This is a genomic window from Devosia yakushimensis, assembly GCF_030159855.1.
GTDB classification, from domain to species: domain Bacteria; phylum Pseudomonadota; class Alphaproteobacteria; order Rhizobiales; family Devosiaceae; genus Devosia; species Devosia yakushimensis.
Window position 1 is genome coordinate 1 of record NZ_BSNG01000011.1, and the last position, 25,376, is coordinate 25,376.

General features: G+C 66.0%; 28 protein-coding genes. 2 read left to right on the forward strand and 26 right to left on the reverse strand.

Annotated features, from left to right (window positions below; translation table 11 throughout):
* From trbL to QQL79_RS22435, 9 genes are all read right to left on the reverse strand, one after another.
* Nucleotides 1-874: P-type conjugative transfer protein TrbL (trbL, locus tag QQL79_RS22395; RefSeq protein ID WP_284394556.1), on the reverse strand; the 874-nt coding region annotated here is incomplete at its 3' end.
* Nucleotides 875-876: 2 nt separating this feature from the next.
* On the reverse strand, nucleotides 877-1,143 hold the full coding sequence (gene trbK-alt, locus QQL79_RS22400; RefSeq protein ID WP_284394557.1) for a putative entry exclusion protein TrbK-alt: 267 nt from the start codon (nucleotides 1,141-1,143) through the stop codon (nucleotides 877-879).
* A 20-nt stretch (nucleotides 1,144-1,163) separates the two neighbouring features.
* Entirely contained in the window at nucleotides 1,164-1,943 is a 780-nt protein-coding gene (trbJ, locus tag QQL79_RS22405; protein ID WP_284394558.1) for a P-type conjugative transfer protein TrbJ, read from the reverse strand.
* A complete protein-coding gene (gene trbE, locus QQL79_RS22410; protein WP_284394559.1) occupies nucleotides 1,940-4,414 on the reverse strand; it encodes a conjugal transfer protein TrbE in 2,475 nt (824 codons plus the stop codon). Before trbE ends, trbJ begins: the two co-directional genes overlap by 4 nt.
* 8 nt (nucleotides 4,415-4,422) lie before the next feature.
* On the reverse strand, nucleotides 4,423-4,683 hold the full coding sequence (locus QQL79_RS22415; protein WP_284394596.1) for a VirB3 family type IV secretion system protein: 261 nt from the start codon (nucleotides 4,681-4,683) through the stop codon (nucleotides 4,423-4,425).
* The gene (locus QQL79_RS22420) at nucleotides 4,683-5,012 is read right to left on the reverse strand and encodes a TrbC/VirB2 family type IV secretion system protein (RefSeq protein ID WP_284394560.1); all 330 of its coding nucleotides are present in this window, start codon (nucleotides 5,010-5,012) and stop codon (nucleotides 4,683-4,685) included. The genes QQL79_RS22415 and QQL79_RS22420 overlap by 1 nt, the downstream gene beginning before the upstream one ends.
* Nucleotides 5,009-5,950, reverse strand: a complete 942-nt coding sequence (trbB, locus tag QQL79_RS22425; RefSeq protein WP_370461288.1) for a P-type conjugative transfer ATPase TrbB — start codon at nucleotides 5,948-5,950, stop codon at nucleotides 5,009-5,011. The genes QQL79_RS22420 and trbB overlap by 4 nt, the downstream gene beginning before the upstream one ends.
* Nucleotides 5,951-6,156: 206 nt before the next feature.
* Nucleotides 6,157-6,606 carry a CopG family transcriptional regulator gene (locus QQL79_RS22430; RefSeq protein ID WP_284394562.1) on the reverse strand — a complete coding sequence of 150 codons (450 nt, stop codon included), beginning with the start codon at nucleotides 6,604-6,606 and terminating at the stop codon, nucleotides 6,157-6,159.
* 8 nt (nucleotides 6,607-6,614) lie between these two features.
* Nucleotides 6,615-8,600 (reverse strand): conjugal transfer protein TraG, encoded by a 1,986-nt coding sequence (locus QQL79_RS22435; RefSeq protein WP_284394563.1) that lies wholly within the window; start codon nucleotides 8,598-8,600, stop codon nucleotides 6,615-6,617.
* A 204-nt stretch (nucleotides 8,601-8,804) separates the two neighbouring features.
* Between QQL79_RS22435 and QQL79_RS22440 the strand changes: the two genes are divergently transcribed.
* Nucleotides 8,805-10,163: a hypothetical protein gene (locus QQL79_RS22440; RefSeq protein ID WP_284394564.1), complete on the forward strand. Its 1,359-nt coding sequence runs from the start codon at nucleotides 8,805-8,807 to the stop codon at nucleotides 10,161-10,163.
* Nucleotides 10,164-10,182: 19 nt separating this feature from the next.
* Here the strand turns inward: QQL79_RS22440 and QQL79_RS22445 are convergent, their stop codons facing one another.
* From QQL79_RS22445 to QQL79_RS22500, 12 genes are all read right to left on the reverse strand, one after another.
* A complete protein-coding gene (locus tag QQL79_RS22445) occupies nucleotides 10,183-11,922 on the reverse strand; it encodes a relaxase/mobilization nuclease domain-containing protein (protein WP_284394565.1) in 1,740 nt (579 codons plus the stop codon).
* Nucleotides 11,923-12,166: 244 nt separating this feature from the next.
* On the reverse strand, nucleotides 12,167-12,919 hold the full coding sequence (locus tag QQL79_RS22450) for a lytic transglycosylase domain-containing protein (RefSeq protein WP_284394567.1): 753 nt from the start codon (nucleotides 12,917-12,919) through the stop codon (nucleotides 12,167-12,169).
* 3 nt (nucleotides 12,920-12,922) lie between these two features.
* Complete coding sequence (locus QQL79_RS22455; RefSeq protein ID WP_284394569.1) at nucleotides 12,923-13,270, reverse strand: DUF736 domain-containing protein; 348 nt, start codon at nucleotides 13,268-13,270, stop codon at nucleotides 12,923-12,925.
* A gap of 34 nt (nucleotides 13,271-13,304) precedes the next feature.
* Nucleotides 13,305-13,862: a S26 family signal peptidase gene (locus QQL79_RS22460; RefSeq protein WP_284394571.1), complete on the reverse strand. Its 558-nt coding sequence runs from the start codon at nucleotides 13,860-13,862 to the stop codon at nucleotides 13,305-13,307.
* Nucleotides 13,859-14,377 (reverse strand): DUF2840 domain-containing protein, encoded by a 519-nt coding sequence (locus QQL79_RS22465; RefSeq protein WP_284394572.1) that lies wholly within the window; start codon nucleotides 14,375-14,377, stop codon nucleotides 13,859-13,861. Before QQL79_RS22465 ends, QQL79_RS22460 begins: the two co-directional genes overlap by 4 nt.
* Complete coding sequence (locus QQL79_RS22470; RefSeq protein WP_284394573.1) at nucleotides 14,374-14,625, reverse strand: ribbon-helix-helix protein; 252 nt, start codon at nucleotides 14,623-14,625, stop codon at nucleotides 14,374-14,376. The genes QQL79_RS22465 and QQL79_RS22470 overlap by 4 nt, the downstream gene beginning before the upstream one ends.
* Entirely contained in the window at nucleotides 14,622-15,191 is a 570-nt protein-coding gene (gene parA / locus QQL79_RS22475) for a ParA family partition ATPase (protein ID WP_284394574.1), read from the reverse strand. Before parA ends, QQL79_RS22470 begins: the two co-directional genes overlap by 4 nt.
* Nucleotides 15,188-16,243, reverse strand: coding sequence for a replication initiator protein A (locus QQL79_RS22480; protein ID WP_284394576.1), 1,056 nt, complete (start codon nucleotides 16,241-16,243; stop codon nucleotides 15,188-15,190). The genes parA and QQL79_RS22480 overlap by 4 nt, the downstream gene beginning before the upstream one ends.
* Nucleotides 16,244-16,255: 12 nt before the next feature.
* Nucleotides 16,256-16,510: a helix-turn-helix transcriptional regulator gene (locus QQL79_RS22485; RefSeq protein ID WP_284394578.1), complete on the reverse strand. Its 255-nt coding sequence runs from the start codon at nucleotides 16,508-16,510 to the stop codon at nucleotides 16,256-16,258.
* 138 nt (nucleotides 16,511-16,648) lie between these two features.
* On the reverse strand, nucleotides 16,649-17,188 hold the full coding sequence (locus QQL79_RS22490; RefSeq protein ID WP_284394580.1) for a DUF2285 domain-containing protein: 540 nt from the start codon (nucleotides 17,186-17,188) through the stop codon (nucleotides 16,649-16,651).
* Nucleotides 17,100-17,405, reverse strand: coding sequence for a transcriptional regulator domain-containing protein (locus QQL79_RS22495; RefSeq protein WP_284394582.1), 306 nt, complete (start codon nucleotides 17,403-17,405; stop codon nucleotides 17,100-17,102). The genes QQL79_RS22490 and QQL79_RS22495 overlap by 89 nt, the downstream gene beginning before the upstream one ends.
* A 108-nt stretch (nucleotides 17,406-17,513) precedes the next feature.
* Nucleotides 17,514-17,777, reverse strand: coding sequence for a DNA -binding domain-containing protein (locus tag QQL79_RS22500; protein WP_284394584.1), 264 nt, complete (start codon nucleotides 17,775-17,777; stop codon nucleotides 17,514-17,516).
* Nucleotides 17,778-17,963: 186 nt separating this feature from the next.
* Here QQL79_RS22500 and QQL79_RS22505 point away from each other — a divergent pair, with 186 nt between their 5' ends.
* Nucleotides 17,964-18,182, forward strand: coding sequence for a helix-turn-helix domain-containing protein (locus QQL79_RS22505; RefSeq protein WP_284394586.1), 219 nt, complete (start codon nucleotides 17,964-17,966; stop codon nucleotides 18,180-18,182).
* A 72-nt stretch (nucleotides 18,183-18,254) separates the two neighbouring features.
* On the opposite strand, the gene QQL79_RS22510 is transcribed toward QQL79_RS22505, so the two are convergent.
* The 5 genes from QQL79_RS22510 to QQL79_RS22530 form a co-directional block, all read right to left on the reverse strand.
* Nucleotides 18,255-18,581, reverse strand: a complete 327-nt coding sequence (locus QQL79_RS22510) for a DUF736 domain-containing protein (RefSeq protein ID WP_284394588.1) — start codon at nucleotides 18,579-18,581, stop codon at nucleotides 18,255-18,257.
* Nucleotides 18,582-19,167: 586 nt separating this feature from the next.
* Nucleotides 19,168-19,611 (reverse strand): hypothetical protein, encoded by a 444-nt coding sequence (locus tag QQL79_RS22515; RefSeq protein ID WP_284394590.1) that lies wholly within the window; start codon nucleotides 19,609-19,611, stop codon nucleotides 19,168-19,170.
* 130 nt (nucleotides 19,612-19,741) lie between these two features.
* Nucleotides 19,742-20,674, reverse strand: coding sequence for a DUF2493 domain-containing protein (locus tag QQL79_RS22520; RefSeq protein ID WP_284394592.1), 933 nt, complete (start codon nucleotides 20,672-20,674; stop codon nucleotides 19,742-19,744).
* Between the two features lie 339 nt (nucleotides 20,675-21,013).
* The gene (locus tag QQL79_RS22525; RefSeq protein ID WP_284394598.1) at nucleotides 21,014-22,054 is read right to left on the reverse strand and encodes a DUF7146 domain-containing protein; all 1,041 of its coding nucleotides are present in this window, start codon (nucleotides 22,052-22,054) and stop codon (nucleotides 21,014-21,016) included.
* Nucleotides 22,054-25,376: strawberry notch family protein (locus QQL79_RS22530; protein ID WP_284394594.1), on the reverse strand; the 3,323-nt coding region annotated here is incomplete at its 5' end. The genes QQL79_RS22525 and QQL79_RS22530, both read right to left, overlap by 1 nt.

The window sequence follows — 25,376 nt, forward strand, 5'->3', positions numbered from 1 at the left end:
CGGAGCCGCCTGCCGCAACGGCCGCGCCCCCGGCAGCAAGGCCGGTCCCGACGGCCGCACCGGCGCCGAGCTGCGGGCCGCCCGAGACGATGCCGTTGGCGATGCCTGGGCCAAAGATGCCGAGGCCGAGGAGCGACAATGCGGCCAGCACGATGGCCATCGCATCATCGATGGTCGGCTGCTCACCGCCGAAGCCGGCGGTGAACTCGCCGAACAGCGTAGAGCCGATGCCGATGATGACGGCGAGCACCAGGATCTTGATGCCCGAGGAGATGACATTCCCCAGGACGCGCTCGGCCATGAAGGCGGATTGGCTGAAGAGGCCAAACGGGATCAGGACGAATCCGGCCAGCGTGGTCAGCTTGAATTCGATCAGCGTGACGAAGAGCTGGACGCTGAGGATGAAGAAGGCGAGCAGCACCAGCACCCAGGCGATCAGCAGGCAGATGATCTGCAGGAAATTCTCGAAGAAGGCCCAGTAGCCGGAGAGCTCGGCGATGGCCTCGAGGAGCGGCCGGCCGGCGTCGAGCCCGGTCTGCGCGACGCGGCCGGGCCGCATCAGGTCCTCGACCGAGAAGCCAGTGCCCGAGGCCATGAGGCCAAGGCCGGCAAAAGAGTCGAAGACGATGCGCGCGAGGCTGTTCCAGTTGCCGATCAGGTAGGCGAAGATGCCGACAAAGATGGTCTTCTTGACGAGTCGCGCGATGATGTCTTCGTCGGCGCCCCAGGCCCAGAACAGAGCCGCCAGTGTGATGTCGATGACAATCAGCGTCGAGGCAATGAAGCCGACTTCACCACCCAGCAGGCCAAAGCCGCTGTCGATGTAGGAGGTGAAAACCTCCAGGAACCGATCGATGACGCCTGTGCCTTCCATGGCTAGTGCGCTCCGGCCGGTGAGAGGAAGCGGCGGCGGTTCTCTTCCCATGTGTCGAGGCAACCGGTGTCGCGGGTGGCCGCCTCGCCCATCTGCTGGCAGCGCTTCAACGCATCGCCCAGCGCTGACGGGCGAGTTGCCTCAGGGCCGGCGGCAGCCGGAAGGATCGCGGCGGAAAGGTCCTCGCGCGCACGGTGGATCGCCTCGGCCGTCATGGCCAAGGCGAGCACGATGATCAGCGCAATGCGGGCGAGCATCTTGCCGTGCATGGATCACCCCCTCCTTGCTGTCAGTTGCTGCCCGGGAACATCCTGGCGGAGCCGGGCTGGTAGCCGGCGCCGGGCTCGAGGAACCGGCGACGCTGTTCGCGGCCCTGCTCGGCAGCGGCCGCCTGCTCAGCGGCGGAGAGCGCGTCGGCCCGACCATTGGCGGCGAGCATCGCCGTGAGGTCGGCGAGTTGCTGGGCCTGAAGGGCGAGGATCTGGTTGCCCGCCTGGGTCGCCTGCAGCGCGCCCGTCGCGCCCTGGCTTTCTCCGACGAGGGCCGAGAGTTCCGCGCGCTGCGTCTCGATGTTGCCGACGACGCCGGCCTGGACGCGCATTGCATCCTGGAGCGCGCCGACAGTATTGCCCCAGCGTTCGCGAGCCAGGTCGATGAGGTCCTGGTCGGAGGCTGTGAGGTCCATGTCGGCGTATTGCTGCGAGAATATCTGGTCGATCTGCTGCACGTCGAAGGCAATGCGCTGGGCCTCCCCCAGCAGTTGCTGGGTGCGCTGGACCGACTGCTGAATCTGCTGGAGCGAGGAGTAAGGCAGACTCGCGAGATTGCGCGCCTGGTTGATCAGCATCTGGGCTTCGTTCTGGAGGCTCTGGATTTGATTGTTGATCTGTTCGAGGGCGCGGGCCGCCTGCAGCACGTTCTCGGCGTAGTTGGACGGGTCGAACACGATGTCGCCGAAGCCGAACAGGGCATGGGCAGGTGTGACGGTGAGCGGCGACAACGCCACCGGCGACGTCAGGATGGTCGTGACGAACAGGATGTGACGGATGCGCGAGCGGGAACGGATCATGGGAGGATCTCCTCAGGGGGTTGATCGAGCGCCGCGGTCGGTGCGGCGAGATTGGTGAGGTTGGGGATGAGGTCGGCGGCCCAGTCGAGCGCGTGAGCGCGGAGCCAGGCGCCGAGGAATCCGTCGCGCCCGTGCTCGCCCAGCACCTCTTCGATCAGGGCGTGATCCGACTTTGCGGACGCCGCGCACAGCGCCAGCGCGACGTCGCCGAGACCGAGCTCGAACAGGCGGTTGCCGCGGCGGGATTGCGCGTAATAGTCGCGCTTGGGCAGAGCCCGGGCGATGATCTCGATCTGGCGGTCGTTGAGACCGAAGCGCTGATAGATTGCCCTAAGCTGGGGCTCGATCGCGCGATCGTTGGGCAAGAGGATGCGCGAGTGGCAGGAGTCGATGATCTCGGCGGCGATCGTGCTCTTTTCGAGCTGAGCCAGGGACTGGGTGGCAAAGATCACGCTGGCGTTCTTCTTGCGCAGCGTGACCAGCCACTGGGCGAGTTGGCTGGCAAAACCGGGATCGCTCAGCGCCAGCCAGCCCTCGTCGACGATGACGAGCGTCGGTCTTCCATCGAGCCGCCCGGCGATGCGGTGGAAGAGATAGGCGAGCGTGGCCGGCGCGGCGCCGGTGCCAAGCAGCCCCTCGGTCTCGAAAGCCAGGACGGACGCCGATCCGAGGGTTTCCGTTTCGGCGTCGAGCAGCCGCCCATACGGTCCGCCGACACAATAAGGCTCGAGCGCGCGCTTCAGGTCATTGGACTGAAGCAGCACGGTGAGCCCGGTGACCGTACGTTCCGCGACGGGGGCCGAGGCCAGTGAGGTGAGTGCCGTCCAGATGTGTTCCTTGACGTCAGGCATGATGAGCACGCCCTCGCGGGCGAGGATGGCGACGAGCCAGTCGGCGGCCCAGGCGCGTTCGGGCGTGTGCTCGATGCCGGCAAAGGGCTGGAGCGAGACGGAGGTCTCGGCGCCTTCGGTCAGTTCGCCACCGAGGTCGTGCCAGTCGCCGCCCATGGCCAGCACTGCGGTGCGGATCGAGCCGCCGAAATCGAAGGCGAAGACCTGGGAATTGTCGTAGCGGCGGAACTGCAGGGCCATCAGCGCCAGCAGCACCGACTTGCCCGCGCCGGTTGGCCCGACGACCAGGGTATGGCCGACGTCACCAACATGAAGGGACAACCGGAACGGGGTCGAGCCTTCCGTCCTGCCAAAGAGCAGTGGGGGTGCTCGGAAATGCTCGTCCCGTTCCGGCCCCGCCCACACCGCCGAGAGCGGGATCATGTGGGCGAGATTCAGTGTGCTGATAGGCGGCTGCCGCACATTGGCGTAAAGGTGCCCGGGCAGCGTGCCGAGCCAGGCATCGACCGCATTGATGGTCTCCACCATGCCGGTGAAGTCGCGGCCCTGGATAACCTTCTCGATCAGCCGGAGCTTCTCGTCGGCGATGCCGGGGTCGTCGTCCCAGACCGTCACGGTCGCGGTGACATAGGCCTCGCCGGCATAGTCGGCGCCCAGTTCCTGGAGCGCGAGATCCGCATCGGCGGCCTTGTTCGCCGCGTCCGTGTCGACCAGCGCGGAGGCTTCGTTGGTCAGCACCTCCTTGACGATCGCGGCGATGGACTTGCGTTTGGCAAACCACTGGCGGCGGATGCGTGTCACCAACCGCGTGGCATCGGTCTTGTCGAGCAGGATGGCGCGTGTGGCCCAGCGGTAGGGGAAGGCGAGGCGGTTGAGCTGGTCGAGAATTCCTGGCGTCGTCGTGCCCGGAAAGCCAACAATGGTGAGAACCCTCAGATGCGTGTCGCCCAGGCGCGGCGCGAGCCCGCCAGCGAGCGGCTGATCGGCGAGCAGCGCGTCGAGATACATTGGCGTCTCGGGGACACCAACGCGGTGACGCTTGGTCGAAACTGTCGAGTGCAGATAGGTCAGCGTCTCTGCGTCATCGAGCCAGCGGCATTCGGGCATGAAGCCGTCGAGCAGTGCCAGCACACGATCGGTGCGATCGACGAACCCCTTGAGGATTTCCCAGGGGTTGACCCCGGTCTGCTCGCGACCCTCGTAGAGCCAGGTCTCGGCGCGGACGGAATCTTCGGCCGGCGGCAGATGGACGATGGTGAGGAAATAACTCGACTCGAAATGGCTGCCGGCTTCTTCGAAGTCGGCCTTGCGCTCGGCGTCGATCAGGGCGGAGGCGGCATCGGGGAACGTGCTTCGCGGATAGGTCGCAGCCTCGTGCCGCTGCGCCTCGACGAAGATGCTCCAGCCCGAGCCAAGGCGACGAAAGGCGTTGTTGAGGCGGCCGGCAACACCGACCAGTTCGGCCGGAACCGAACTGTCGAGGTCGGGTCCGCGAAATTTTGCCGAGCGCTGGAAACTGCCGTCCTTATTGAGGACAACGCCCCGGCCGACCAGGGCGGCCCATGGGAGATAGTCGGCGAGACGGGCACCGGTGCGCCGATATTCTGCGAGGTTCATCATTGCGCGCCTCACAATCCAAGATGCGCGGGGATGCGCAGATGCCGGCGTACGACCTCGACGAAAAGCGGATCGCGCCGAGCCGCCCAGACGGCGGCCAGGTGTCCGATCGCCCACAGCACGATGCCGACGATCCAGAGCCGGAGGCCGAGACCGAGCGCGGCGGCCAATGTGCCGTTGAGGATGGCGACCGAACGCGGAGCGCCGCCGAGCAGGATCGGCTCGGTCAGTGCCCGACGGACGGGCGCGGAGAAACCCGGGACCTCCTCCATCAAATCACCGCCCCGCCACCGAAGCTGAAGAAGGAGAGGAAGAAGCTTGAGGCCGCGAAGGCGATTGACAGACCGAAGACGATCTGGACCAGCCGCCTGAAGCCGCCCGAGGTATCGCCGAAGGCGAGCGTCAGGCCGGTGACGATGATGATGATCACCGCGATGATCTTGGCGACCGGCCCTTCGATGGATTCGAGGATCTGCTGCAGCGGCTCCTCCCATGGCATGGAGGATCCGGCGGCATAGGCGGCTTTCGTCATGACGAAGGTGAGCGAGGTGGCGAGCGCGGTCGCGGCGAGGCGCGCACGGGCGCGCAGGGTCATTGTCATTGCGGGGCTCCATTGGGTTCGGGATTGGGGATCGTGGGGGCAAGGACGTAGTCGCCGGTCGTTTCGAGCCCGGTGACGTGGACGAGTTCGGCGAGCCGCCGTGCCGACCCACGACCCGAGAGCACGGCGATGACGTCGATGGTCTCGGCGATGAGCGCCCGTGGGACGGTGACGACGGCTTCCTGGATGAGTTGTTCGAGGCGCCGCAGCGCGCCGATGGCGGTGCCCGCATGAATGGTGCCGATGCCGCCCGGGTGGCCGGTCGACCAGGCTTTCAGCAGGTCGAGCGCCTCGGCGCCGCGCACCTCGCCGATCGGTATCCGATCGGGCCGCAGCCGCAGGGAGGAGCGCACGAGCTCCGATAGCGAGACGACGCCATCGCGGGTGCGCAACGCCACGAGGTTGGGCGCCGCGCATTGCAGTTCGCGCGTGTCTTCGATGAGGACAACTCGATCGCCGGTGCGCGCGACCTCGGCGAGAAGGGCGTTCGTCAGCGTCGTCTTGCCGGTCGACGTGCCGCCCGCAACGAGGATGTTCTGCCGTTCCGTGACAGCCCGGCGCAGCGCGTCGGCCTGCGCATCGGACATGATGCCGGCCGCCACATAATCCGCGAGCGAGAACACCGCGACGGCGGGCTTGCGGATCGCAAAGGCCGGGGCGGCCACAACGGGCGGCAGCAGGCCCTCGAACCGCTCCCCCGTACCGGGCAACTCGGCGGAGACGCGTGGGGCACCGGAATGGACTTCGGCACCGACATGGTGCGCCACGAGGCGGATGATGCGTTCGCCATCTGTGGCCGAAAGCTGCTCGCCGGTATCGGCAAGCCCAGTGGCCAGCCGGTCGATCCAGAGCCGCCCGTCGGGGTTGAGCATCACCTCGACGATCGCGGGATCGTCCAGAAACCTGGCGACGGCCGGGCCAAGGGCGGTGCGCAGCATGCGCGTGCCGCGTTCAACCGCCACCGACTCTCTGGAAGAAACAACCACGTCGTCCCCACTCCGCTTGTGGGCCTGCACGACGGAGGCCCTGGATCGGGGATGAGTAGAAAAGGCAGGAATGGGCCGGCGGCAACAAGCCTCAAGCGGCCGTCGTACCCTGGCGTGGAATTACAGGGTAACGGCGGAAGCGCCTGCCCGGCGTCCGCCTATTCCGAGCCGCTCGCCGACGAATCGGGCGCTGGAGTGATGTCTTCGGGTATCTCGTTCCGGAGCTTGGGACCCTGCGCGAGCCGGCGACCAAGCGCCGATACGAAGGCGTCGTAGCGCTTGCCCGACTGCGCGCGCGCCGCCGCCTGCGCCGGCTCTGGGAGCTGCGGCGTTGTCGTCAGCCAGAAGCGCACGAATACCGCGAGTGTCTCGACCGAAACCCCCAGATCCCGTTCCAGCCGAACGAGACGCCGGTCGATCTGGTCGAGGCGTTTGGTCAGCGCCGCCTCCTGTCGCTCGGCAGCGTCAGGCGAGAGGAAGGATGCGATGGCGGCCTCCGCCACCAGTGACCGGGACAGGTCGCGGCGGGCGGCATGGTCCACCAGGGCCTTCATGACCGGCGGATCGAGATAGATGGACAGTCGCTGTTTCTTGCCGGGTTTCACCATGGCGAGCCTCACAGCATGCCGTCGCCAGGATCGAGATCGGCCTGCCGCGCGATCCTCTGCATCGAGCGATTGAGGTTTTGAGCCAGCACCGCCGCCTCGTCGTTGGCATCACGATCGACGTCGAATTCGTCGTCAGGGGCGGGGTTGGGCTCGGGCACGACCTTGCTGCTGAGTTCAGGCTGCCGGCGTTTTTCGGATTCGGTCGGATCCTCGTCATCGACCGGCGCCACGGAGGGAAGATCGCCAGTTGCGAGGCCTGGGCGCGTAGGTATTGCCAGAACACTCCAGTCGTCCTCGGCCGTGTCGCGTCGATGCTGGGTCGCCGGCGGCCGCAGAATGCGTTCCTTGAAGCGGCCGTCCTCAAAGTAGCGCGCCTTGTGTGCGCGGATGGGGTGAGTGCCGGCGACCATGACGATCTCGTCGCTTGGCGGGAGTTGCATGACCTCACCGGGTGTCAGGAGCGGACGTGCCGTCTCCTGGCGCGAGACCATCAGGTGGCCGAGCCAGGGTGAGAGGCGATGCCCGGCATAGTTCTTCATCGCCCGCATTTCCGTCGCGGTGCCGAGTGCGTCCGACACCCGCTTGGCGGTGCGCTCGTCGTTGGTCGCGAAGGAAACCCGGACGTGACAATTGTCGAGGATGGAGTTGTTCGGTCCATAGGCGCGTTCGATCTGGTTGAGCGACTGGGCGATGAGGAACGCCTTGAGGCCGTAGCCCGCCATGAAGGCGAGCGCGGACTCGAAGAAGTCGAGGCGGCCAAGGGCGGGGAACTCATCGAGCATCAGCAACAGGCGGTGACGGCTGGACCTGGCGTTGAGGTCTTCGGTGAGCCGCCGCCCGATCTGATTGAGCAGGAGACGCACCAGCGGCTTGGTGCGATTGATGTCGGATGGCGGCACGACGAGGTACAGCGTGGTTGGGCGATCGGCCGCCACGATTTCGCCGATGCGCCAGTCACAGCGCGACGTCACTGCCGCCACCACCGGATCGCGGTAGAGTCCAAGGAAGCTCATCGCAGTGCTCAGTACGCCCGACCGTTCATTGTCGGACTTGTTGAGCAGTTCGCGCGCGGCTGAGGCCACGACTGGGTGCGGACCTGCATCGCCCAGGTGTCGTATCTTCATCATCGCCGCGAGCGTCGCCTCGATCGAGCGGGCTGGGTCGGACAGGAAATTCGCGACACCCGCGAGCGTCTTGTCCTTTTCGGCATAGAGGACGTGGAGAATGGCGCCGACCAACAGGGCGTGGGAGGTCTTCTCCCAATGATTGCGGCGCTCCAGCGAGCCTTCGGGATCGACCAGGATGTCGGCGATGTTCTGGACGTCCCGAACTTCCCACTCGCCGCGGCGGACTTCGAGCAGCGGGTTATAGGCCGCGGATTCGGTGTTGGTCGGGTCGAACAGGAGGACGCGACCATGTCGTGCCCGAAAGCCCGCAGTGAGAGTCCAGTTTTCGCCCTTGATGTCATGGACGATGGCCGAACCCGGCCAGGTCAGCAGCGAGGGGATGACGAGACCGACGCCTTTGCCCGACCGTGTGGGCGCGAAGCATAGAACATGCTCGGGGCCGTCGTGGCGGAGGTAGTCGCGCTCGTAACGACCGAGGACGACGCCGTCGGCGCCGAGCAGGCCGGCCTCCTTGATCTCGGGATGTGTGGCCCAGCGTGCCGAGCCATAGGTCTCGACGTTATCCGCCTCGCGAGCGCGCAGGACGGACATGAGGATGGCAGCTCCGATCGAAACGAAGCCGCCGGAGGCCGCGATGATACCGCCTTCATGAAAGATCGAGCGCGCATAGGCGTCGTAGGAGAACCACCACCAGAAGAAGGCTGGTGGATGATAGACTGGCCAACCAGCGAGGTGAAACCATGGCGCGCCAAGCTGCGGCTGAAAGCCGAGACGCCACGCTGTCCATTGGGTGGAGCACCAGACCGCCGCCAGCACGATCAGGCCGACAACGATGATCTGTCCCCAGAGGATTTTCGTGCCCGTCATAGCGGTGCTCCTTTTGGAGCACAGGTCGGAATATCCAGGCATCGGTTTCAAGGTAATATGGAGGTGGGTCGCACGGTGGGCGGTTGCAGAGTGAAAAAACAAGAGCGATGCGGCTTGCGCTTGAATAAGACTGGTGTGCGGCGCAGACTAACTTCCGCGGGGCAGTATTTTTAAGGTCGTCAGCCGTCCCGCATAGGGGGTGACATGAGGGTTCTGGCTGCGCTTATTGCAATCTCCACCGCGACATTCTCAGGTGCGGCATTCGCGGCCTGTACGGTCCCAAGCTACAATATGTTCTATGGTACTCCTGACGGCTATTCCGCGACGGATGCCTTCGTCGGAAAGTTCGACTATCCGGCGGCTCCAACCGAACCGCTCCCCGCCTTTATGGCGATCGACTTCACCAGTGATTGGAAAGCCTATCTACAAGGCGCTCTCGACTACGCCTTTGAGGGGAACGAGGCGGTAGATTTTGATGTCGCCCAGAACAGTACACGCGACTGGTACCACGCCCTGTGGATGCATCCTGACGCTTCGGGTCGTGAGTTTCTACGCGGATTGACCCAGGAGAGGGCGTCTCGCCCGGACCAATACAAGGACGGGCTCGCGAAAGAATTTCAGACCTGGGCGATCGGGTTCTACAATTCCTTCGGTGCCTCCGAATTTCATGAAATCTGGGCAAATCCCTGCGACCCGGATGTGTCGGGATTGCTCTTCCCAGTGGGTACCGTCACATTCAAGCTTCTCTTCACCGAAGCGACGTCGACGGATCTTCCCTACCTCGCGAACGCGCCCTCCTGGATGGCACACATTGGTCGATCCGATCCGGTCGTTGATGGTGTGCAGCCGGAGCGGGTCAGGGCCATGCAACTGCTTCAGGTCGATATCGCGGTCAGGGATGACGACGCCACCGAGACTGGTTGGGTATTTGGAACGTTCGTCTATAGCAACGACGTCGTCTCCGCGGACCCCTGGAGGAAGCTCAAGCCTGTCGGCCTGAGTTGGGGAAATGATCCGACCGTCCTTCCTGGAAATCCGCTCAGTGAGAATGTGACCGACCTGACATTGGCCGGCACACTCTTTGGCTGGCCGGAGCGACTTGAACTTGGTTGGGGCGGGCGCATGAACGGACCCGCCGACAATCTCTTGAGCTCATGCACATCCTGCCACGGTACCGCGCAATTCCCGAGGAGCGACGACTTTGGCAATTTCCCGAGACTGGCCGTCGCTCCCGCCAACTACTCGCAGCGCCTGCTCGACTATTTCCGGAACATCGCCCCAGGGGTGGCTTTTGACCCCATAACGAAGTTCCGTAATTCCTCCGTCGAGGTTCCAGCGTTCCCGCTCGACTACTCGCTGCAGATTCAATCGGGCCTTGAGCGGATATGCAACGCGGCGAGGAGGACGGATCCACCCTTTGACACCGAGCCGGTGCCTGCGGTCTGCGTAGAAGCAAACTATCTCGCCACGCCCATGATGGCGGAGCCGATCACCGATGAGGCTCTCAAGCGCCAAGAACTCAACAGGATCGACTGGGATCAATACGAGCCGCCCATTCGCTAAGGTGCTTGGGATTCGCCGCCTATAGGCCGATCCCCCGCTTCCGACTGAAGCTCCAATCGACACCGGCGTCTCCGCGGGCGACGCCTGAGATATGCTGGCCCAGCTTCTTCTCGAGTGACGGCGTCCACGGAACGAGCTGGAATCCGAGCCCGTCGTCGATCATGGCAAACCGACCCGATGCGAGGGCAAAACGTTGCCGGTAGGTGCCGGCAACGTATTCGCCGGTCGCTGCCTTGTTGAACGGCCGGCCGAACTGGTCGGCGAGCTTTTCGCCGAGCGCCTCGACTTCCTGACGGCGCAGTGTGTCGAGCAGGCGGCGCGCGAAGACCACACGACTGCCCTGGCGCTGGGCCAGCCCTTCGTCGGCCAGATGCTCGGCGCGACGGTCGAGCGCCTCACGCACTTCCTGGCCGAAGTTACCTTCGCCAAGCGCGACCGGATCGCGGCTGATAGCCTGGCGGTCGAGCCAGGTGGCGCCGGTCGCCGAGACTTGACTCTCGATCGGCAGGTCCGACCGAACCGCGATCGCCACCCTTTGATGGCCCTGCGCGTCCTCGAACCGGCGCAGTTCGATGATCGAGCCCGGCGCGCCGTCGCCGGTGGCGTCGAGGTCGGGCAGCTTGATGTGGTGGGTACGGCCGTCGACGCCGTCGACCACGACATAGGCGGTTCCCTTCAATTCGTCGTCGAGGCCGCGATCAACCAGGCGTCCGATGACCGGTCCGTCGACACGCTCGCCGGCGAGCACGAAGCTGGCCGCGCCGCGGTCAATGCCGCGCTCATTCATCGCGCGGTGCATGCGTTTGATGATATCGCCGCGCTCGCCCATCTGGCGCATTGTGACTTCGGCGTCTTCAGCCAGAAACCATTGGCTATGGCCGACCTGATGAGCAACGCCCAAGACCTCGAGCGTTCGCAGCCTGCCGACCTTCAGCGCGTGAAAATCGTCGGGCTGCTCGCCGGCGCGTGGCGCGAGATCGATGATGCGGGTTTGATGAGCGTCGCGTCTCAATTGCCGGTCGAGATTTGTCCAGCGCTCCGCCTGCACCTGACGTTCGAGCGCGCGGCGGATGTCGTGATCGGTGCGCGGGCCGAGTTCCTGGGTGATGAGATCGCGGGCACGGTCACGCATCCCTTCCTTGATGTAGTCGCGGGAAATGACGAGGTTCTCGCCGTCGTCGCGTACCCCGCGGACGATCAGATGGATATGGGGATGCTCGGTGTTCCAGTGATCGACGGCCACCCAGTCGAGTTTGGTGCCGAGATCCGTCTCCATCTGGTCGACGAGATCGCGTGTGAAGGATTTGAGATCTGCCATCTCCAGGGCGTCGTCAGGCGAGACGATGAAGCGGAAATGATGCCTGTCGTCCTTGCAGCGCTCGGCGAAATCCACGGAGTCGACCTCCTCGGTTCCCTGACCGAAGAGCCGTGCTTTCTCCCCGTCCCGGGTGACCCCCTCGCGGCGGAGATAGGACAGATGGTTGGGAAGATTGCCGCCACGCAGGTTCATCCGCACCACCCGCGCCTTGATCACCGCGCCGCGTGAGCGCGCGGTGAGCAGGCGATTGGCCTGCACCGATGCGCGTTGCCCGCGCCCGAAGCGTGACCGATTGCCGGGACCGATCCTGCCTTGCCGCGACACCGAGCTGCCTGCCTTCTGCGCGGCGGCGAGCGCTTGGGCGATGAAGGGACGGGCGCGCTGCGCCTTGCTCGAGCGGATGCGCCCAGGACGGATGCGGAAGGTACGGTCGTCGCTCATGACGAAATCGCCGCACATCGCAGCAAGGTGCTGAAAGGACGTGTGAAACGCTCTCGCCGCGATGTAGGCACCGGAGGCGCACATCGCGGAAATCTCACGCAAGTCGTTGAAACATAACCCCCCGACCGCAGCGCACATCGCGCCCCTTTATCCTGCCATCGTGCGGTTGTGGTGCTGGGTCCCCGCCGTGATGCCCGCCACGTGACGCTGTTGTTCGCCATTACGCGATGGGATGGAGAGCGCCTCATTGCGTTGCTCCAGGCTCGGAGCGTGTTACGAACATTCCGTTGGACGACGGTGAAGCCGTGTCCTCATCCTGCACCGAAGCTGCCGTCGGGCTCCTGTCGGATTGCGGCGAACCGACAAAGGGGCCGCTGCCGGGAGAGCCGACAAAGAGCGGTGCCTCGCGCCAATCGATGGGGCGGGCGCTCTCTTGATCCATGCTCTCTGGCAGCGGCTCGCCGCCCAGGATCGGTGCAAGCGCGGCAACGTAATCGCGGGTCTCCGTCGGCAGCGGGCGGCCCGTCGCGAGATACTCATCGAAGCGCGCGGGACCGGCATTGTAGGCGGCGAGCGTGCCGCCGATCGTCCCGAAGCGATCGAGCATTTCGCGGAGATACGCTGCGCCGGCGAGGATGTTGTCGCGCGGATCGAACGGATCGTCACCAAGCCGATATCGGTTGCGCAGTTCCTCCCAGGTCTCTGGCATGATCTGCATCAGACCCCTCGCGCCGGCAGAAGACACCGCGCGAACATCGTGCGCGCTTTCGGCCGCCAGCACGGCGCGTATCCACGCCACGGGAATGCGGAAACGCGCCGATGCCTCGGCGATGAAGGGATCGAACCGCGCGTCACTGGCCTGCTCGCCGACCGGCTCGTCCTGCGCCTGCACGCAGTGCACAGGCGCCAGGATCGAGAGGCCGGAAAGGAGAAGGACGGCGACACGACCGCAGCGGACGTGCCACCGAAGGACAGACCTCGGGTCGAGGGGATGCATCGATCAGTCCTGGGGCTTGTCCTGATCGTCGCGCTTCTTCTGGCGCGTCCAGTGCAGACCCCAGTCGCGGCCGTTCTCGTCGGACTGGAAGAGCCGGGCGCGGATCGGCTGTGCGAGCGAGGGATCGTCGAGGACGACCGAAATGTAGGCGCCGACGCGGTCGCCGGTCTGCAGCCAGCCCGCCCCGATCTCGATGCCATCCTCGTCGCCGAGGCGAATGCGGTAGTCCGGCGCATTCTCGACATCGGCATTGTCGGTCGGAACGAAGACGATCGCGAGGTCGAGCGAGAGCGTGCGAACGCGCCCGGAATAGCCTGCCTGTGTGCGGGTGAACTGACCGATCTGTGCCATGGGAAACTCCTCTGTCTGGCGGTTGGGAATGGCGTCAGGGCGCGTCGGGCGGGTCGCCGACGTGCCAGTGGAAGCGGCCGTCGCCGTCCGCGTCGGTCCAGATCGGGAGCGCGTGGGCAGTGACGGAAGTGACGGGGAGCGGCCCGAAATACCGGCCGTCAAGACTGTCGGCCGCGTCCCAGTTCATGAGGAAGATCTCCCCGTCGGCGAGCGTCCGGCAGCCCTGCCAGACCGGCAGCGGGCGGTCCTGGCTGTCGCGGTCGCGGGCCTCGCCATAGGCGTGGTCGAAGGCGACGATGGTGCGCCCGTGGCGGCAGACCGTGTCGCCGGCGACCGCCAGCACCCGCTTGAGCAGCGGCACGCCGCGCGGCAGGTAGCCGCGCCCGGCGAGGAAGCCGGCGAGTGGCTCAGGCGGTTCGACGACGACGAGATCAGGCGCTTCGACGCGGCGCACCGCCGTGAGGCCGTAGAGCCCGATCGGTACGCTGGGCGAGGCGTTCCAGATGAACGTCGCGTCGCGCTCGCGCCACGCTGGCTCGGCGACGAGCGCGCAGGACATCAGCATGGCAAGAGTGACAGCCGCGCGGCTCATGTCGCGACGCTCCGGCGCTTGAGCCATGCGGCGTGGCGCTCGATGGTGTATGCGCGGGGCTCGGCACCGGTGGCGGAAGAATGATGGACGTGACGCCAGTGATCGGCCGGCACGGCACCGGGATCGATGTCGAGCGCGTCGATGGTGTCGATATGCTCGAGCACACGGGCGACCTTGGGCCAGCCCTCGGCGCGGAGCAGAATCTCGCCGCCGGGCCGTACGAAGGGCAGTGTCTGGAATGGCTCTCCAGGCGCGATGGCGCGCACGATATCGATGCGCGACAACACGGTGCCGTAGTCGTTAGCGGCCCAGCGCACGAAGGCGAAAAGCGTCTCCGGTGCGAAGCCGACGATACGGCGATGCCGGTCGAGGATCTGTTCGTAGGTCTGGCGGCCGAAGCGGATCCAGTATTCGATCCGCTTCTCGCGCCAGGTGAGTTCGACCAGTGTGGTTGACGGCGGCGGCCCGTCGACCGTCGGCCGCATGCTGAGCGGCAGCGAGGCGCGCTGGGTCATTTGCCGCCCCTTTCGTCGGCGGGAAACTCGCGGGCGAATAGCTCCCGCAACATGTCGGCGACGGTGATGCCGCGCTCGAAGGCTGCCACCTTGATGCGGCCGCGCAGTTCGGGCGTGACATCGATGGTGAGGCGCGCGGTGTATCCGGCGGCCGCACTGGCGCGCGGCGACGCCTCGGCGGACTTGATCCAGCGATCGGGGTCGCCCGGACGCGCAGTGAAGCGGCGATGGGAGGAAGCGCCGGTCACGATGTCCCCGCCCCGATGCGGAGCCGCTCGATCTCGGAGGCGAGCGCGGCGATCTCACGCGCGGCGAGGCCGGGCGGATCGTGATCGGCGAGCGTCTCGGCGGTGTCGCGCGCGATGATCGTGCGCGCCCCGCATCGGTTGAGCACGAAGCGGGCGGCGAGTTGCGGCCGGTAGATGCGCGCCTCGGCGAGGAGTGCCAGCATCTCGGCCGAAGCCCAGCCGTCGAGCGGCGACGGCTGCACCGGGATCAGCACGAGGTCGGCGGCGAGCAGTGCAGAGCGCATGAGGCCGGCGACGCGAGGCGGTCCGTCGATGACGACATGGTCGGCGTCGCGGGAGAGCTCCGGCGCTTCGCGGTGCAGCGTGTCGCGCGCCAGCCCGACAACGCCGAACAGGCGCGGCGCGCCAGCGCGGCTGCGCTGCTGCGACCAGTCGAGCGCCGAGCCTTGCGGGTCGGCATCGACCAGGGTGACGCGCTTGCCGCGCCGTGCCCATTCACCGGCGAGATGCAGGGCGAGCGTGGTCTTGCCGACGCCGCCCTTCTGGTTGAGGAGCGCGATGATCATCGGTCGCTCCTCCGGCGAATGGTGCCAGAGGGAGGGAAGTTATCCCCGGAACGCGTTTCCAAATAATAAGATTTAGACTCTTCATTAGAGTCTTTACGGGCGCGATTCCGCTCGCCAGGCCAAAGGCTTAACTGAGGCTCGTGCGCCTGATGTACAGATAGGTTTGCGCCTGTTGTACGGATACCGCTTGCGCCTGATGTACGGATATCTGGCGAAGTTGCGCACAGCTTTTCCACAGGGCGGATGTGGACAAGCTCCTGCCCGTCCGCGGTGCGGTCGAGGGCGAGCGAATAGCCCGGGAGCGGTTGGCGGCGCGCAATGGCGCGGATGTCGATGGCGAAGTCGGAATAGCGCGCGAGCGAGCCGCTCTTGGCATGGAGATGCCGCAGTTCGAAGCGCCAGCCACCGAGCTGACGGCCGGCATGCTTGCGCGCGATGCGATAGAGCCAGCGCTCGATGCCGCCGGTGAGTTCGAAATAGTCGGAGTCGATGGCGAGGACCAGGCGGCGGTCGACGATGCCCTGATAGAGCCATTCGGGCAGGACGAACTCCATGCCCTCGACGCGGCCGCTGCGCGTCGCCAGTTCCTCCCATTCGTTGATCCAGGAAAACTGCTGGCGCCGCCAGTGTTCGCCCTGGCGGATGGTGGTGCGGATGACGGTCGATTGCAGGCGGGTGAGCGCGCTCTTGATGAGGAAGTAGCTGCGCGCGCCCGTGGTGCGGCCGATGCCGGTGAGGAGTTGATAGGGCGTGAAACGGAAGAAGCGCGAGGTCGGCAGCCCGCGATCCTGCGCGGCGAGAATCTGGCTCGCGGCCCAGATCAGCACGTCGGCATCCCAGATCGTCGCCATGCCGTGCTCGGCGACGGCATAGACCTGCAGTTCGACGTCGCCGGCCTTGTAGTGGATGGGCGCGACGCGGCGCGACTTCGACAGCGAGAAGAAGGGATGCGCCATCAGATCGCGCTGGTCGCGCGGCGGGACGTCGCCGCTTAGCGCCTCGAAGGGATCGAGTTTCGCGCGCTCGCCGCGTGGACGCGATGAAGTTTTCATCGGGATCACCGCTCAGCGGGCGTCGAGGCGGCGGGCCGGATGGACCGTGCCGTGGCCGGGATCGGAGGTCGAGGTCTTGGTGCCGCGATCTGCCCAGGCCTGCAGATCCTCGAGCGCATAGACGACGCGGCCGCCGAGTTTCCGGTAGGCCGGCCCGGTGCCGTAGGTACGGTGCTTTTCGAGCGTGCGGTCCGAGAGACCGAGGAAGCGGGCGGCCTCGGGGGTTCTGAGGTAGCGCGGCGGCATGCCGGGGGCATTGGAAGTCATGAGCGGGTCTCCGCGAGTGCGATCAGACCGCCGGTGTCGAACGGCGGGCACGGACCATGGTGGCGAAGACGGGGCGCGAAGGGGGATGAGGAACTTTCGATGCCGAAAATCCTCACCCCCGCCGTTGGCGATTCCGGCCTATTCCTTGCGGCGATGACGCAGAAGCTGACGATAGCCGCCGGCAATCATGACGCGGCCGCCATGGACGAGACCGATGATGGTGGCGCGCAAGGGAGAGGTCTTCCAAGGCTCGGCCGCAACGCGTCGGGGCCCGAACATGGCGATGGCCACATCGCGATAGCTGGCGCCGTTCAAGCGTCCATCGGTCGCCTGCAGCATCTGCCGATGCCGACGCCGCTGTTGGGGCGTCAGTCGCCGGTCGTCGGGAACGGTGCGCCCCTGCAGGGCGCGGAGCAGGCGGTCGATGGCGTCGATCCTGTCGAAGCCGTCGGCATCAAGCGGCACGAGCGCGGCGAGCGCCGTTCCAGCCGGTGCGCCGGGCAGCCGCAGCAAGCGAATGGCCTGCTTGCCGACAGTGAACACCATGTGTTCGCCCTGGTCGTCCGGCTGCGCGGCTGGATCGCGCAGTTCAGAGGAAAGGTTGCCGGCCGTCGGCAGCACGATGGGCGACTGCGTGAGCAGCACAGCGCTCGTGTCCGCCTCGACGGACCAGAACACGGGACCCTCTCCAGCACTCAGCGACGGCGGGACGAAAAAACTGCAATCCCCACTTCCTGCGGAGTTCCACCCGTGCGGAGGCGTCCTCGGCGCGGGCATAGTCCTGTTGATAGTCTTTATTGCGCCTGAGCCATTCCCAGGCGAGGTCGGTCGAATTCAATTCGTCCAGATAGTGGTATGTCTCCGAGGAGCGCCAGTGGGAGATGTCGGGCGTCATCGTTGTTCCTCGTTGCCGCAACGTGGGGCGGGCAGCGTCCCGGAAACTTGAGAGTTTGGGAAGAGTTTAAGAGAGCACCGGGCGATGCCTGCGGCGCACCGCGGCGCGCTATAGCGGTTTCCCGTGAAGCAGCTTGCGGTAGCCATGCTCGGTCATCCAGCGAGCGCGCGCGAGATGGCTGTCGTGCACACGCCGTGCCCGCTCGGGCTCGACCTCGGGATCGATCTCGAAGATCACCGCCACGGCTTCACGCCAGTCCGCTCCCTCGGTAGCAGCGTCCAGCACCCTCATATACGCTTTCATATGCGCGCGATCGTATTCCGTGAGTTCGGGACTCTCTGGTGGTGCGTCTAGAAATGTCGTTCGTGTCACAGTCTACCCCCAACCGGCGAGTCTATATCATGCCTAGGCAGGTTGTCAGTGAAGGCGTCCACCTACCGGTTGAAGCTTGTTCTTAGGAACCTCGGTCGGCGTGGACCACCGGTGATTAGCCGGGAAAAGTGCGTTACATATTATAGTTGATAAACTTATAGTGTGTAAACTGGAACCAGTCTGTGCATGGATATGCGCAAGCTGGTCGGTCGGAATTTCGCCCGACTGCGTCGGGAGAAGGGCCTGACGCAGGAGGATGTTGAGGCACGCTCTGGTTTCAGCCAGCAGTATCTCAGCGATCTCGAACGCGGGAAGAGGAATCCGACCGTCGTAACACTCTATGAGCTTGCTCAGGCGCTTGGTACCAGCCATGTCAATCTTGTGTTGGACGATCAGAGTGATTGATTCCGCCCGCCCGATGCCTCATTAAGCTAGAAGGTCCCGCCCGGACCAGCCGGGCGGGGTGATTGTGGAACCTCATTCGCCGTTGCGGCGGCTGGGGCGGGACCAGATCAGGCTGTAGCTCTCGCCATCTTCGTCCTCGACCAGGTTGGCGTAGATCGGGGCGGTGAAGCTGGGGTCATCGAGCTTGAAGCCCAGGTAGGGACGGCCCTCGTTGGACTGCTTGCTCCAGGCGGCGCCGATCTCGGCTCGGCCGACGAAGATCCGGTGGCTGGGAGCGTTCTCGCCGCTGGCGCGGGTGTCGGGGGTGACGCGGACGTTCTTGGCCTGGACCGAGAGAGTGACGATTTCGCCGGTGAATTCGTTGTTGGCGGTCTTCTTGAAGGTGCCGATGGTGGCCATGGTAGTTCTCCTTGGTTTCTGGCTCGAGCCCGCACCATGCGGCCTCGATGGCGATCGTCCGGCCGAAGGCGATCGACGGCGCACCCTGAAGGGGCCTGACGGCAAAGGAGGAACTATCTTGTCTCGCGAGGAACCCGGCCTCCTGGCCGGGAGGGGAAGATAGTTTTGACGGCGCTGTTGCGCCTTAGGCGATCGAGGCGAAGCCGGCCTTCGGACAGATCAAGCCAGATAGAGAGGCCGTACTGGAGCGGTCTTGAGATTTGAAAGGAACCGGGGAGAAGTGCTCTGGCGACTGCGCGTGGCTGGGACCGTCTGACGGCTTCACCTTGGGGATTGTCTCGCGGCGATCCAAAGAACCCCTGTCCCGCCTCCGCCATCGCCTGAGCAGTGGCACGCCGCCCCGGACCACGCATTCCCGGCATCGTGCTGATATCCACGCTGGAGCGGGCGATGACGGCAATGCCGGCCCATTATGCGGGCTTCTCGCGTTTGACGCGTCGCTCGTTCACGCCCGCGCCTCCCCACCTTCGAGTGACGAAAGTGGGGGCTCACTGTCGGGCTGCTCTGTCCCGGCCGGTCGCTTCGGTCACGAGGCTCGCGCGACATCCTGTCCGGCTGGTCCGGGCGGGGCCATCATGGTGAGACGCAGGAGGGCCGTGATGCCGACGGCAATAGCGCCGGCAATGGCAAAGACCACCTGCCAGGTCTCGGACGGCATGGTCAGTTTCACGATGCCGAAGGTGGCGTGGTAGCCGGCGATGACTGCCGGCGCGACGAAGACCAGCAGCACGAGGAGCTTCAGCCAGGCGGGCCGCAGCACGAGCAACAGAAGCTGGAACAGGCCGAAAGTTGCCGCCGCGGCAAGCGCGCCGACGATAACGCCGCCGAGACCGCCAGCTCCGGTGCTGTTCGCCCAGAGGCCGATGCAGATGCCGGCGAACAGGGGGAGCGCGAAGACGGCGAGATTGAAGAGCAGCCAGCAGAGCGCGATGACGCCCGCCAGCGATACGAGAATGCCGATGATGATCATGGTGGTGGTCTCCGTGGACGATGTCGAACGGTTGCGCCTCCACCACCACCGCGGCGCGAGGTGAAGTATAGCGCAGCGAGCGTGTGGCGCAAATCACGCTCGTCGCATCGGTGATGGTCGTGGACGGCGCTCACGCGCCGTCCTTCTTGCGGAAGTCGTAGGCATTGATGCCGAGCTTTTTCGCCTTGTCGGCGAAATTGTCCTGGATGCCGGTGCCCGGGAAGACGATGACCCCGATCGGCAGGATGTCGAGCATCGCGTCGTTGCGCTTGAACGGTGCGGAACGGCCGTGCTTCTCCCAATCGGGCGCAAAGCCGACCTGCGGCACCTTGCGGCTGTCGGCCCATTTGGCCGCGATCAGTTCTGCGCCCTTGGGCGACTTGCCGTGGATCAGCACCATGTCGGGGTGCTTGGCGTGGACCTTGTCGAGCGTGTCCCAGACGAGGTGGTGATCGTTGAAGTCGAGGCCGCCGGTCAGGGCGATCTTCGGACCGGTCGGAAGCATCACCTCGGTCTCGGCCTTACGCCTTGCGGCGAGGAAATCGCGGCTGTCGATCATCGCCGACGTCAGGTGACGGTGGTTGACCATCGACCCGGAGCGTGGCCGCCAGGCCGAGCCGGTGTGCTGCTCGTAGCGCTCGGCGGACTGGTCGCGCATGAGTTCGAAGGCGTCGCGCCGTTCGAGCATTGTCTGGCCCTGGGCGGTGAGGGTTTCGAGTTCGACCGCCTTGATCTCGGTGCCGTCCTGTTCGCGCTGCAGGCGGCGCTGGGCCTGCTCGTTGTCGTCGAGTTGCCGCTCGATCCGCAGCACAGCACGATGGAACACGTTGCTGACCGACCAGAGCAGGTCGTCGAGATCGGGTTCGAGGCGCGTATCGGCCAGGGTGGCGATAAGTGCGTCGAAGATGTCGGCCACTGCTCCGGCCACCTGCTCGCCGTCGGGCAGCGCTCGCGGATCGGGCTCGTCACTATAGGGGCGCCAGCCATAGAGCTGGAGTTCGGTAAGGACGTGATCGGTCGGGGATGCGGCGTGGTGCGGTGCGGTGTCGTCGTGCTCGCTCATGGGGATCTCCCGTCGGCTGGACCGCGACCCTCGCGGCCTTCATGGCGACGAAAGCCCACGGGCGGGACGGCCGGGCACCCGGAGCGAAGCGCAGGGCCGGAGCGACAGCGGAGGATGGCAGAGGCCGGCTATTTTGCCTCGCGATGGAAAGGCGTGCCGGCAGTCGCTGGTCTTTGTCACCAATCGCGCGCCGCCGGAAAATAGTCGGCCGCCGCCATTGCCTGGCCGGCCCGTTTGTGGGCCCGATCGCCCTCTCGAAGGCCGGGTCGCGGCTCTCATCCGGCGAGCGGTTCACCAGCGATCCCGGCAACGCCAGACCTCGCCACATCCCTTACCGGTTCATGCCGCCCGCTTCAGATAGCGCAGCCGATCCTGGCGCATGAGCTGGTTCGCGATCGCCGCGCGCAGGGCTTGAAGGCCGAAGTGGCGGAGATCGTCGTTGAAGTCCTCGAGTTCAGGCGACAGCACGATCGCCTCGATTCCGGCCTCGCCTGCGCGTTCGGCCAGAGCGTCACGGGCAGTGTCACCGGCCGGATCGTTGTCGCGGATGACATAGAGCCGGCGCAAGGTCGGCGGGAACAGGATAGCCCCGAGATGGGCCGCCGAGAGCGCCGCCGCCATGGCCATGTCGGGCAAGGCGCATCGGAGCGACAGCGTCGTCTCGATGCCTTCGCCCGCCGCCATGACGCTGGTCGGTACGCCAAAGCGGACGGCGTGACCGAGGAGATCGCCCATGGCACGTCGCGGCGTGTCGATCGGCGCCTTGCCGTTGCCGTCCGGATCGAGCCAGGTGCGGTGCGCGCCGGTCTGATGTCCGCCCAGATCGGTGACCGACGCGATCATGGCCGGCCAGGCCTCGGTCGGCCCATGGTCCTCGGGCCGGTAGTAGCAGCGCGGGTGGAAACGGAGCGATCCGGTTCCGCGCAAAGCCGTAATGCCGCGTCCCAGCAGATAGGTCTCGACGAGCGTGCCGGGGATCGGTCGTGACATGCCGAAGAGCCGTCGCGAGGCTTCCGGCGATCCCGCCGGAATCGGCGTGGCGGTGGCACGCGAAGAACGCCGTTCCGGCTCGGTTTGGGGCATGGCCAGAAAGGTTCTCGCCTCGTCGGCAACCGCCCCGAAGCCGATGAGGCCAAGCGCGTCACGAATGACGTCGAGCAGATCGCCATGCTCGCCGGTGGCGGCGTCGGTCCATTTGCCTGCCGGTCCATTCGGCGAGTCCCTGAGCCGGACGAACATCGACCGGCCCGGCGCATTGCGGACGTCGCCAACCTGCCAGTAATTGCCCGAGCGACGTCCGTTGGAAAGATAGTGCCGGCACACTGCCTCGGCATGTTCGCCGAGACGATGCGCGAGTTCGGCCGCGTCGTGGCGGGACATCATGCACTCTCCCGCTCGCTGACGCGCTCGACCGGCCAGCGTCCGAGCACGCGATCGAGCACCGCGATGCCGGCGGCGTCGACCGGCACGAACATCCTGAGCTTCCACGAAATGATCTCGTGGAAGAGGCCGTAGGCGGTGAGCCGCTCGCGCATCGTGTCGGTGAAGCCGGTCAACTCGATGCGCCATGCCCCCATGACGCGGACGCGGCGCAGTTGCAGCCCCTCGGCGAGGTCGAGGATGGTGCGCCCGTCCAGCAATGCCGCGAAGGCCTGCTCGGGCGTGAGCGAAGGGACGCCCGTCGCCGTCGCATTGGCCGCCCAGGCCGGCGAGACGCGGCGGCCGATGATGCGCTCGCCGGCATCGGTCTGCAGGCGATAGACCCGCGTCGACTCGTTGGGCAGGCGCCGCCAGATGGGGAGCAGCAGCCCGGTCACCATGTGGAGGACACTGTCGGAAAATTCCGGCACGTCGGCGATTTCGGCCTGCCAGGCCGACGAGAAGGCGTCGCGATCGGCCTCGACCCAGCGGGTTTCAGCCATTGCCTTGAGGGGCAGGTTCTGGGCCTCCATCGGCCGGATCAGGCGGACACGCCGCTCGACCTCGCCATCATCGAGCATGACGCTGGTGGTCGGGATCTGCACCGCGGCCCGGCCGGACTGCTGGTTGACCAGCAGCATGGCGCGCGGATCGCGGAGGTGGCCGAACGCGGCATCGAGCGTGACCGGCCGGTTGCGCTGGCGCTCGGTGATGGTGAGCAGGCGGGTTTCGGCGCCGGTGCGCGGATGGGTGTGGATCACCTCCCGGCCGGTGACGACGAAGCTCTCCGCCCGTAGCGTCTCCAGCCCGGCGTCATAGGTGCCCGACGCGATAGCGCCCTCGATGCGCGCAGCGTGCAATTGCTCGAAGGCCTCGAACAGTACGCCCTGCAAATCAATGGTGAGCGCCAGCATGCGGTTGAGGAAGGTGGTGATGGGCGGCAGATCGTCCTTGATCCCGGTGTCATTCATCAGCTTGAGGCCGGTAGCGGACTCGAAGCGTTCGAGCGAGCATCCCTCGACCTTGCCGCGCACGATGACCATGTAGAGCTGGCGCAGCGCGTCGCGGGCATAGTGGCTTTCGAGATTGTCCTCCGGCCGGAACAGGCCCTGGCCGCCGGTCTGCCGCTGGCCCCGGGTGATGGCGCCCAGCGTGTCGAGACGGCGGGCGATGGTCGAGAGGAAACGCTTCTCGGCCTTCACATTGGTGGAGATGGGACGGAACAGCGGCGGCTGCGCCTGGTTGGTCCGGTGGGTACGGCCAAGGCCTTGGATGGCGGTGTCCGCCTTCCAGCCGGCCTCGAGCAGATAGTGTACGCGCAGCCGCCGGTTCCGGGCCGAAAGCTCGGCGTGGTAGCTCCGCCCGGTCCCGCCGGCGTCCGAAAACACCAGAACACGCTTCTGGTCGTCCATGAATGCCTGCGTCTCGGCGAGGTTGGCCGAACCGGCACGCGTCTCGACCACGAGGCGATCACTGCCCGGGGCAGAGCCTGGCTTGCGCACGATGCGCCGCGACCGGCCGGTGACTTCGGCGACGACGTCCACCCCGAAATGCTGGACGATCTGGTCGAGCGCGCCCGGCACGGGCGGCAGGCTGGCGAGTTGCGCGATCAGTTCGTCCCGGCGGGCCACCGCCTCGCGGCTCTCGACGGGCTGGCCGTCCCGATAGACCGGACGTGACGACAGATTGCCCTCCGAATCGGTGAACGGCTCGTAGAGCTGGACCGGGAAGGAATGGGCGAGGTAGTCGAGGACATATTCGCGCGGCGTGATGTCGACGCGAACGTCATTCCATTCCTCGGTGGGAAGTTCGCTGAGGCGGCGCTCCATCAGCGCCTCGCCGGTCGAGACGATCTGGATGACGGCCGAATGTCCGTCGGCCAGATCGCGCGTGATCGAGCCGATCAATGTCGGTGTCTTCATCGAGGTCAGCAGGTGCCCGAAGAAGCGCTGCTTGGCGGACTCGAAGGCCGAGCGGGCGGCCGACTTGGCCTGGGCGTTCAGCGTGCCGGAGCTGCCGGTGATGTTGGCCGCCTGCATCGCCGCATCCAGGTTGTTGTGAATGATGGCGAAGGCGCCTGCATAGGCATCGTAGATGCGGACCTGCTCGGGCGTCAGTTCGTGCTCGACCAGCTCGTATTCGACGCCGGCGAAGGACAGCGAGCGGGCGGTGTAGAGGCCCAGCGCTCTGAGGTCGCGGGCCAGCACCTCCATCGCCGCGACGCCGCCGGATTCGATCGCTTCGACGAATTCGGCGCGGGTCGAAAACGGAAAATGCTCGCTGCCCCAGAGGCCGAGCCGCTGGGCATAGGCGAGATTGTGGACGGTGGTGGCGCCGGTCGCCGACACGTAGAGGATGCGCGCGTTCGGCAGGGCGTGCTGGAGTCGCAGCCCCGCACGGCCCTGCTGGGAGGCGGCGACATCGCCGCGCTCGCCCTTCGCCCCGGCGGCATTCTGCATGGCATGGCTCTCGTCGAACACGATCACGCCGTCGAAATCGGCGCCCAACCATTCGACGATCTTCCGGACGCGCGAAACCTTGTCGCCGCGGTTGTCGGAGCGCAGCGTGGCATAGGTGGTGAATAGGATGCCTTCAGGCAGCGTGATCGGCTTGCCCTGCGGGAAGCGGGAGAGCGGCGAGACCAGCAGCCGTTCCATGCCGAGCGCCGACCAGTCGCGCTGCGCGTCCTCGATCAGCTTGTCGGACTTCGAGATCCAGACTGCCTTGCGGCGCCCTTGCATCCAATGATCGAGAATGATCGCCGCAGACTCCCGGCCCTTGCCGACGCCGGTGCCGTCGCCGATCATGAAGCCTTGCCGGAAGCGGACGGCACCCGTGGCATCGTCCGGCGCGGCGCTGACGACATCGAAGGTGTCGTCCACCGTCCAGGCGCCCGCGAGAAATTCCGCATGCGCCTCGCCGGCATAGATCACCGTCTCGAGCTGAGCGTCGGACAGAAGGTCGAGGATGTTGTGCGGCAGGCGCGGCCGGTAGCTCGGCCGGGGCGGCGTGACGCTCGCCATGGCGGCCGACTGCACGAGCTGGGTGGGGTGCGCCTGAGAGCCGGGAATACGGATGGCCTGAAGTCCGTATGCCTCATAGATGGCGTCGCTGATGCCGGCAGTGTCGGCCTGAGGCACCGCGATCGTGTCGTAGGCGAGGTCGACTCCCTCGGGCTCGGCGAGCGGCGCCGACGATGCGCGCGCGGCCCTGGCGACATAGCCGCGGACGGTGCGCGGCGCTGCGGCGGTCGCGGGCGAGGAGTCCGGCAGGGCGATCGGGA

Coding starts and splice junctions, on each gene's coding strand:
- trbK-alt (WP_284394557.1), bottom strand. CDS start 1,143: ATGCACGGCAAGATGCTCGCCCGCATTGCGCTGATCATCGTGCTCGCC.
- trbJ (WP_284394558.1), bottom strand. CDS start 1,943: ATGATCCGTTCCCGCTCGCGCATCCGTCACATCCTGTTCGTCACGACC.
- trbE (WP_284394559.1), bottom strand. CDS start 4,414: ATGATGAACCTCGCAGAATATCGGCGCACCGGTGCCCGTCTCGCCGAC.
- QQL79_RS22415 (WP_284394596.1), bottom strand. CDS start 4,683: ATGGAGGAGGTCCCGGGTTTCTCCGCGCCCGTCCGTCGGGCACTGACC.
- QQL79_RS22420 (WP_284394560.1), bottom strand. CDS start 5,012: ATGACAATGACCCTGCGCGCCCGTGCGCGCCTCGCCGCGACCGCGCTC.
- trbB (WP_370461288.1), bottom strand. CDS start 5,950: ATGCTGCGCACCGCCCTTGGCCCGGCCGTCGCCAGGTTTCTGGACGAT.
- QQL79_RS22430 (WP_284394562.1), bottom strand. CDS start 6,606: ATGGTGAAACCCGGCAAGAAACAGCGACTGTCCATCTATCTCGATCCG.
- QQL79_RS22435 (WP_284394563.1), bottom strand. CDS start 8,600: ATGACGGGCACGAAAATCCTCTGGGGACAGATCATCGTTGTCGGCCTG.
- QQL79_RS22440 (WP_284394564.1), top strand. CDS start 8,805: ATGAGGGTTCTGGCTGCGCTTATTGCAATCTCCACCGCGACATTCTCA.
- QQL79_RS22445 (WP_284394565.1), bottom strand. CDS start 11,922: ATGAGCGACGACCGTACCTTCCGCATCCGTCCTGGGCGCATCCGCTCG.
- QQL79_RS22450 (WP_284394567.1), bottom strand. CDS start 12,919: ATGCATCCCCTCGACCCGAGGTCTGTCCTTCGGTGGCACGTCCGCTGC.
- QQL79_RS22455 (WP_284394569.1), bottom strand. CDS start 13,270: ATGGCACAGATCGGTCAGTTCACCCGCACACAGGCAGGCTATTCCGGG.
- QQL79_RS22460 (WP_284394571.1), bottom strand. CDS start 13,862: ATGAGCCGCGCGGCTGTCACTCTTGCCATGCTGATGTCCTGCGCGCTC.
- QQL79_RS22465 (WP_284394572.1), bottom strand. CDS start 14,377: ATGACCCAGCGCGCCTCGCTGCCGCTCAGCATGCGGCCGACGGTCGAC.
- parA (WP_284394574.1), bottom strand. CDS start 15,191: ATGATCATCGCGCTCCTCAACCAGAAGGGCGGCGTCGGCAAGACCACG.
- QQL79_RS22480 (WP_284394576.1), bottom strand. CDS start 16,243: ATGAAAACTTCATCGCGTCCACGCGGCGAGCGCGCGAAACTCGATCCC.
- QQL79_RS22485 (WP_284394578.1), bottom strand. CDS start 16,510: ATGACTTCCAATGCCCCCGGCATGCCGCCGCGCTACCTCAGAACCCCC.
- QQL79_RS22495 (WP_284394582.1), bottom strand. CDS start 17,405: ATGACGCCCGACATCTCCCACTGGCGCTCCTCGGAGACATACCACTAT.
- QQL79_RS22505 (WP_284394586.1), top strand. CDS start 17,964: ATGGATATGCGCAAGCTGGTCGGTCGGAATTTCGCCCGACTGCGTCGG.
- QQL79_RS22510 (WP_284394588.1), bottom strand. CDS start 18,581: ATGGCCACCATCGGCACCTTCAAGAAGACCGCCAACAACGAATTCACC.
- QQL79_RS22515 (WP_284394590.1), bottom strand. CDS start 19,611: ATGATCATCATCGGCATTCTCGTATCGCTGGCGGGCGTCATCGCGCTC.
- QQL79_RS22520 (WP_284394592.1), bottom strand. CDS start 20,674: ATGAGCGAGCACGACGACACCGCACCGCACCACGCCGCATCCCCGACC.
- QQL79_RS22525 (WP_284394598.1), bottom strand. CDS start 22,054: ATGTCCCGCCACGACGCGGCCGAACTCGCGCATCGTCTCGGCGAACAT.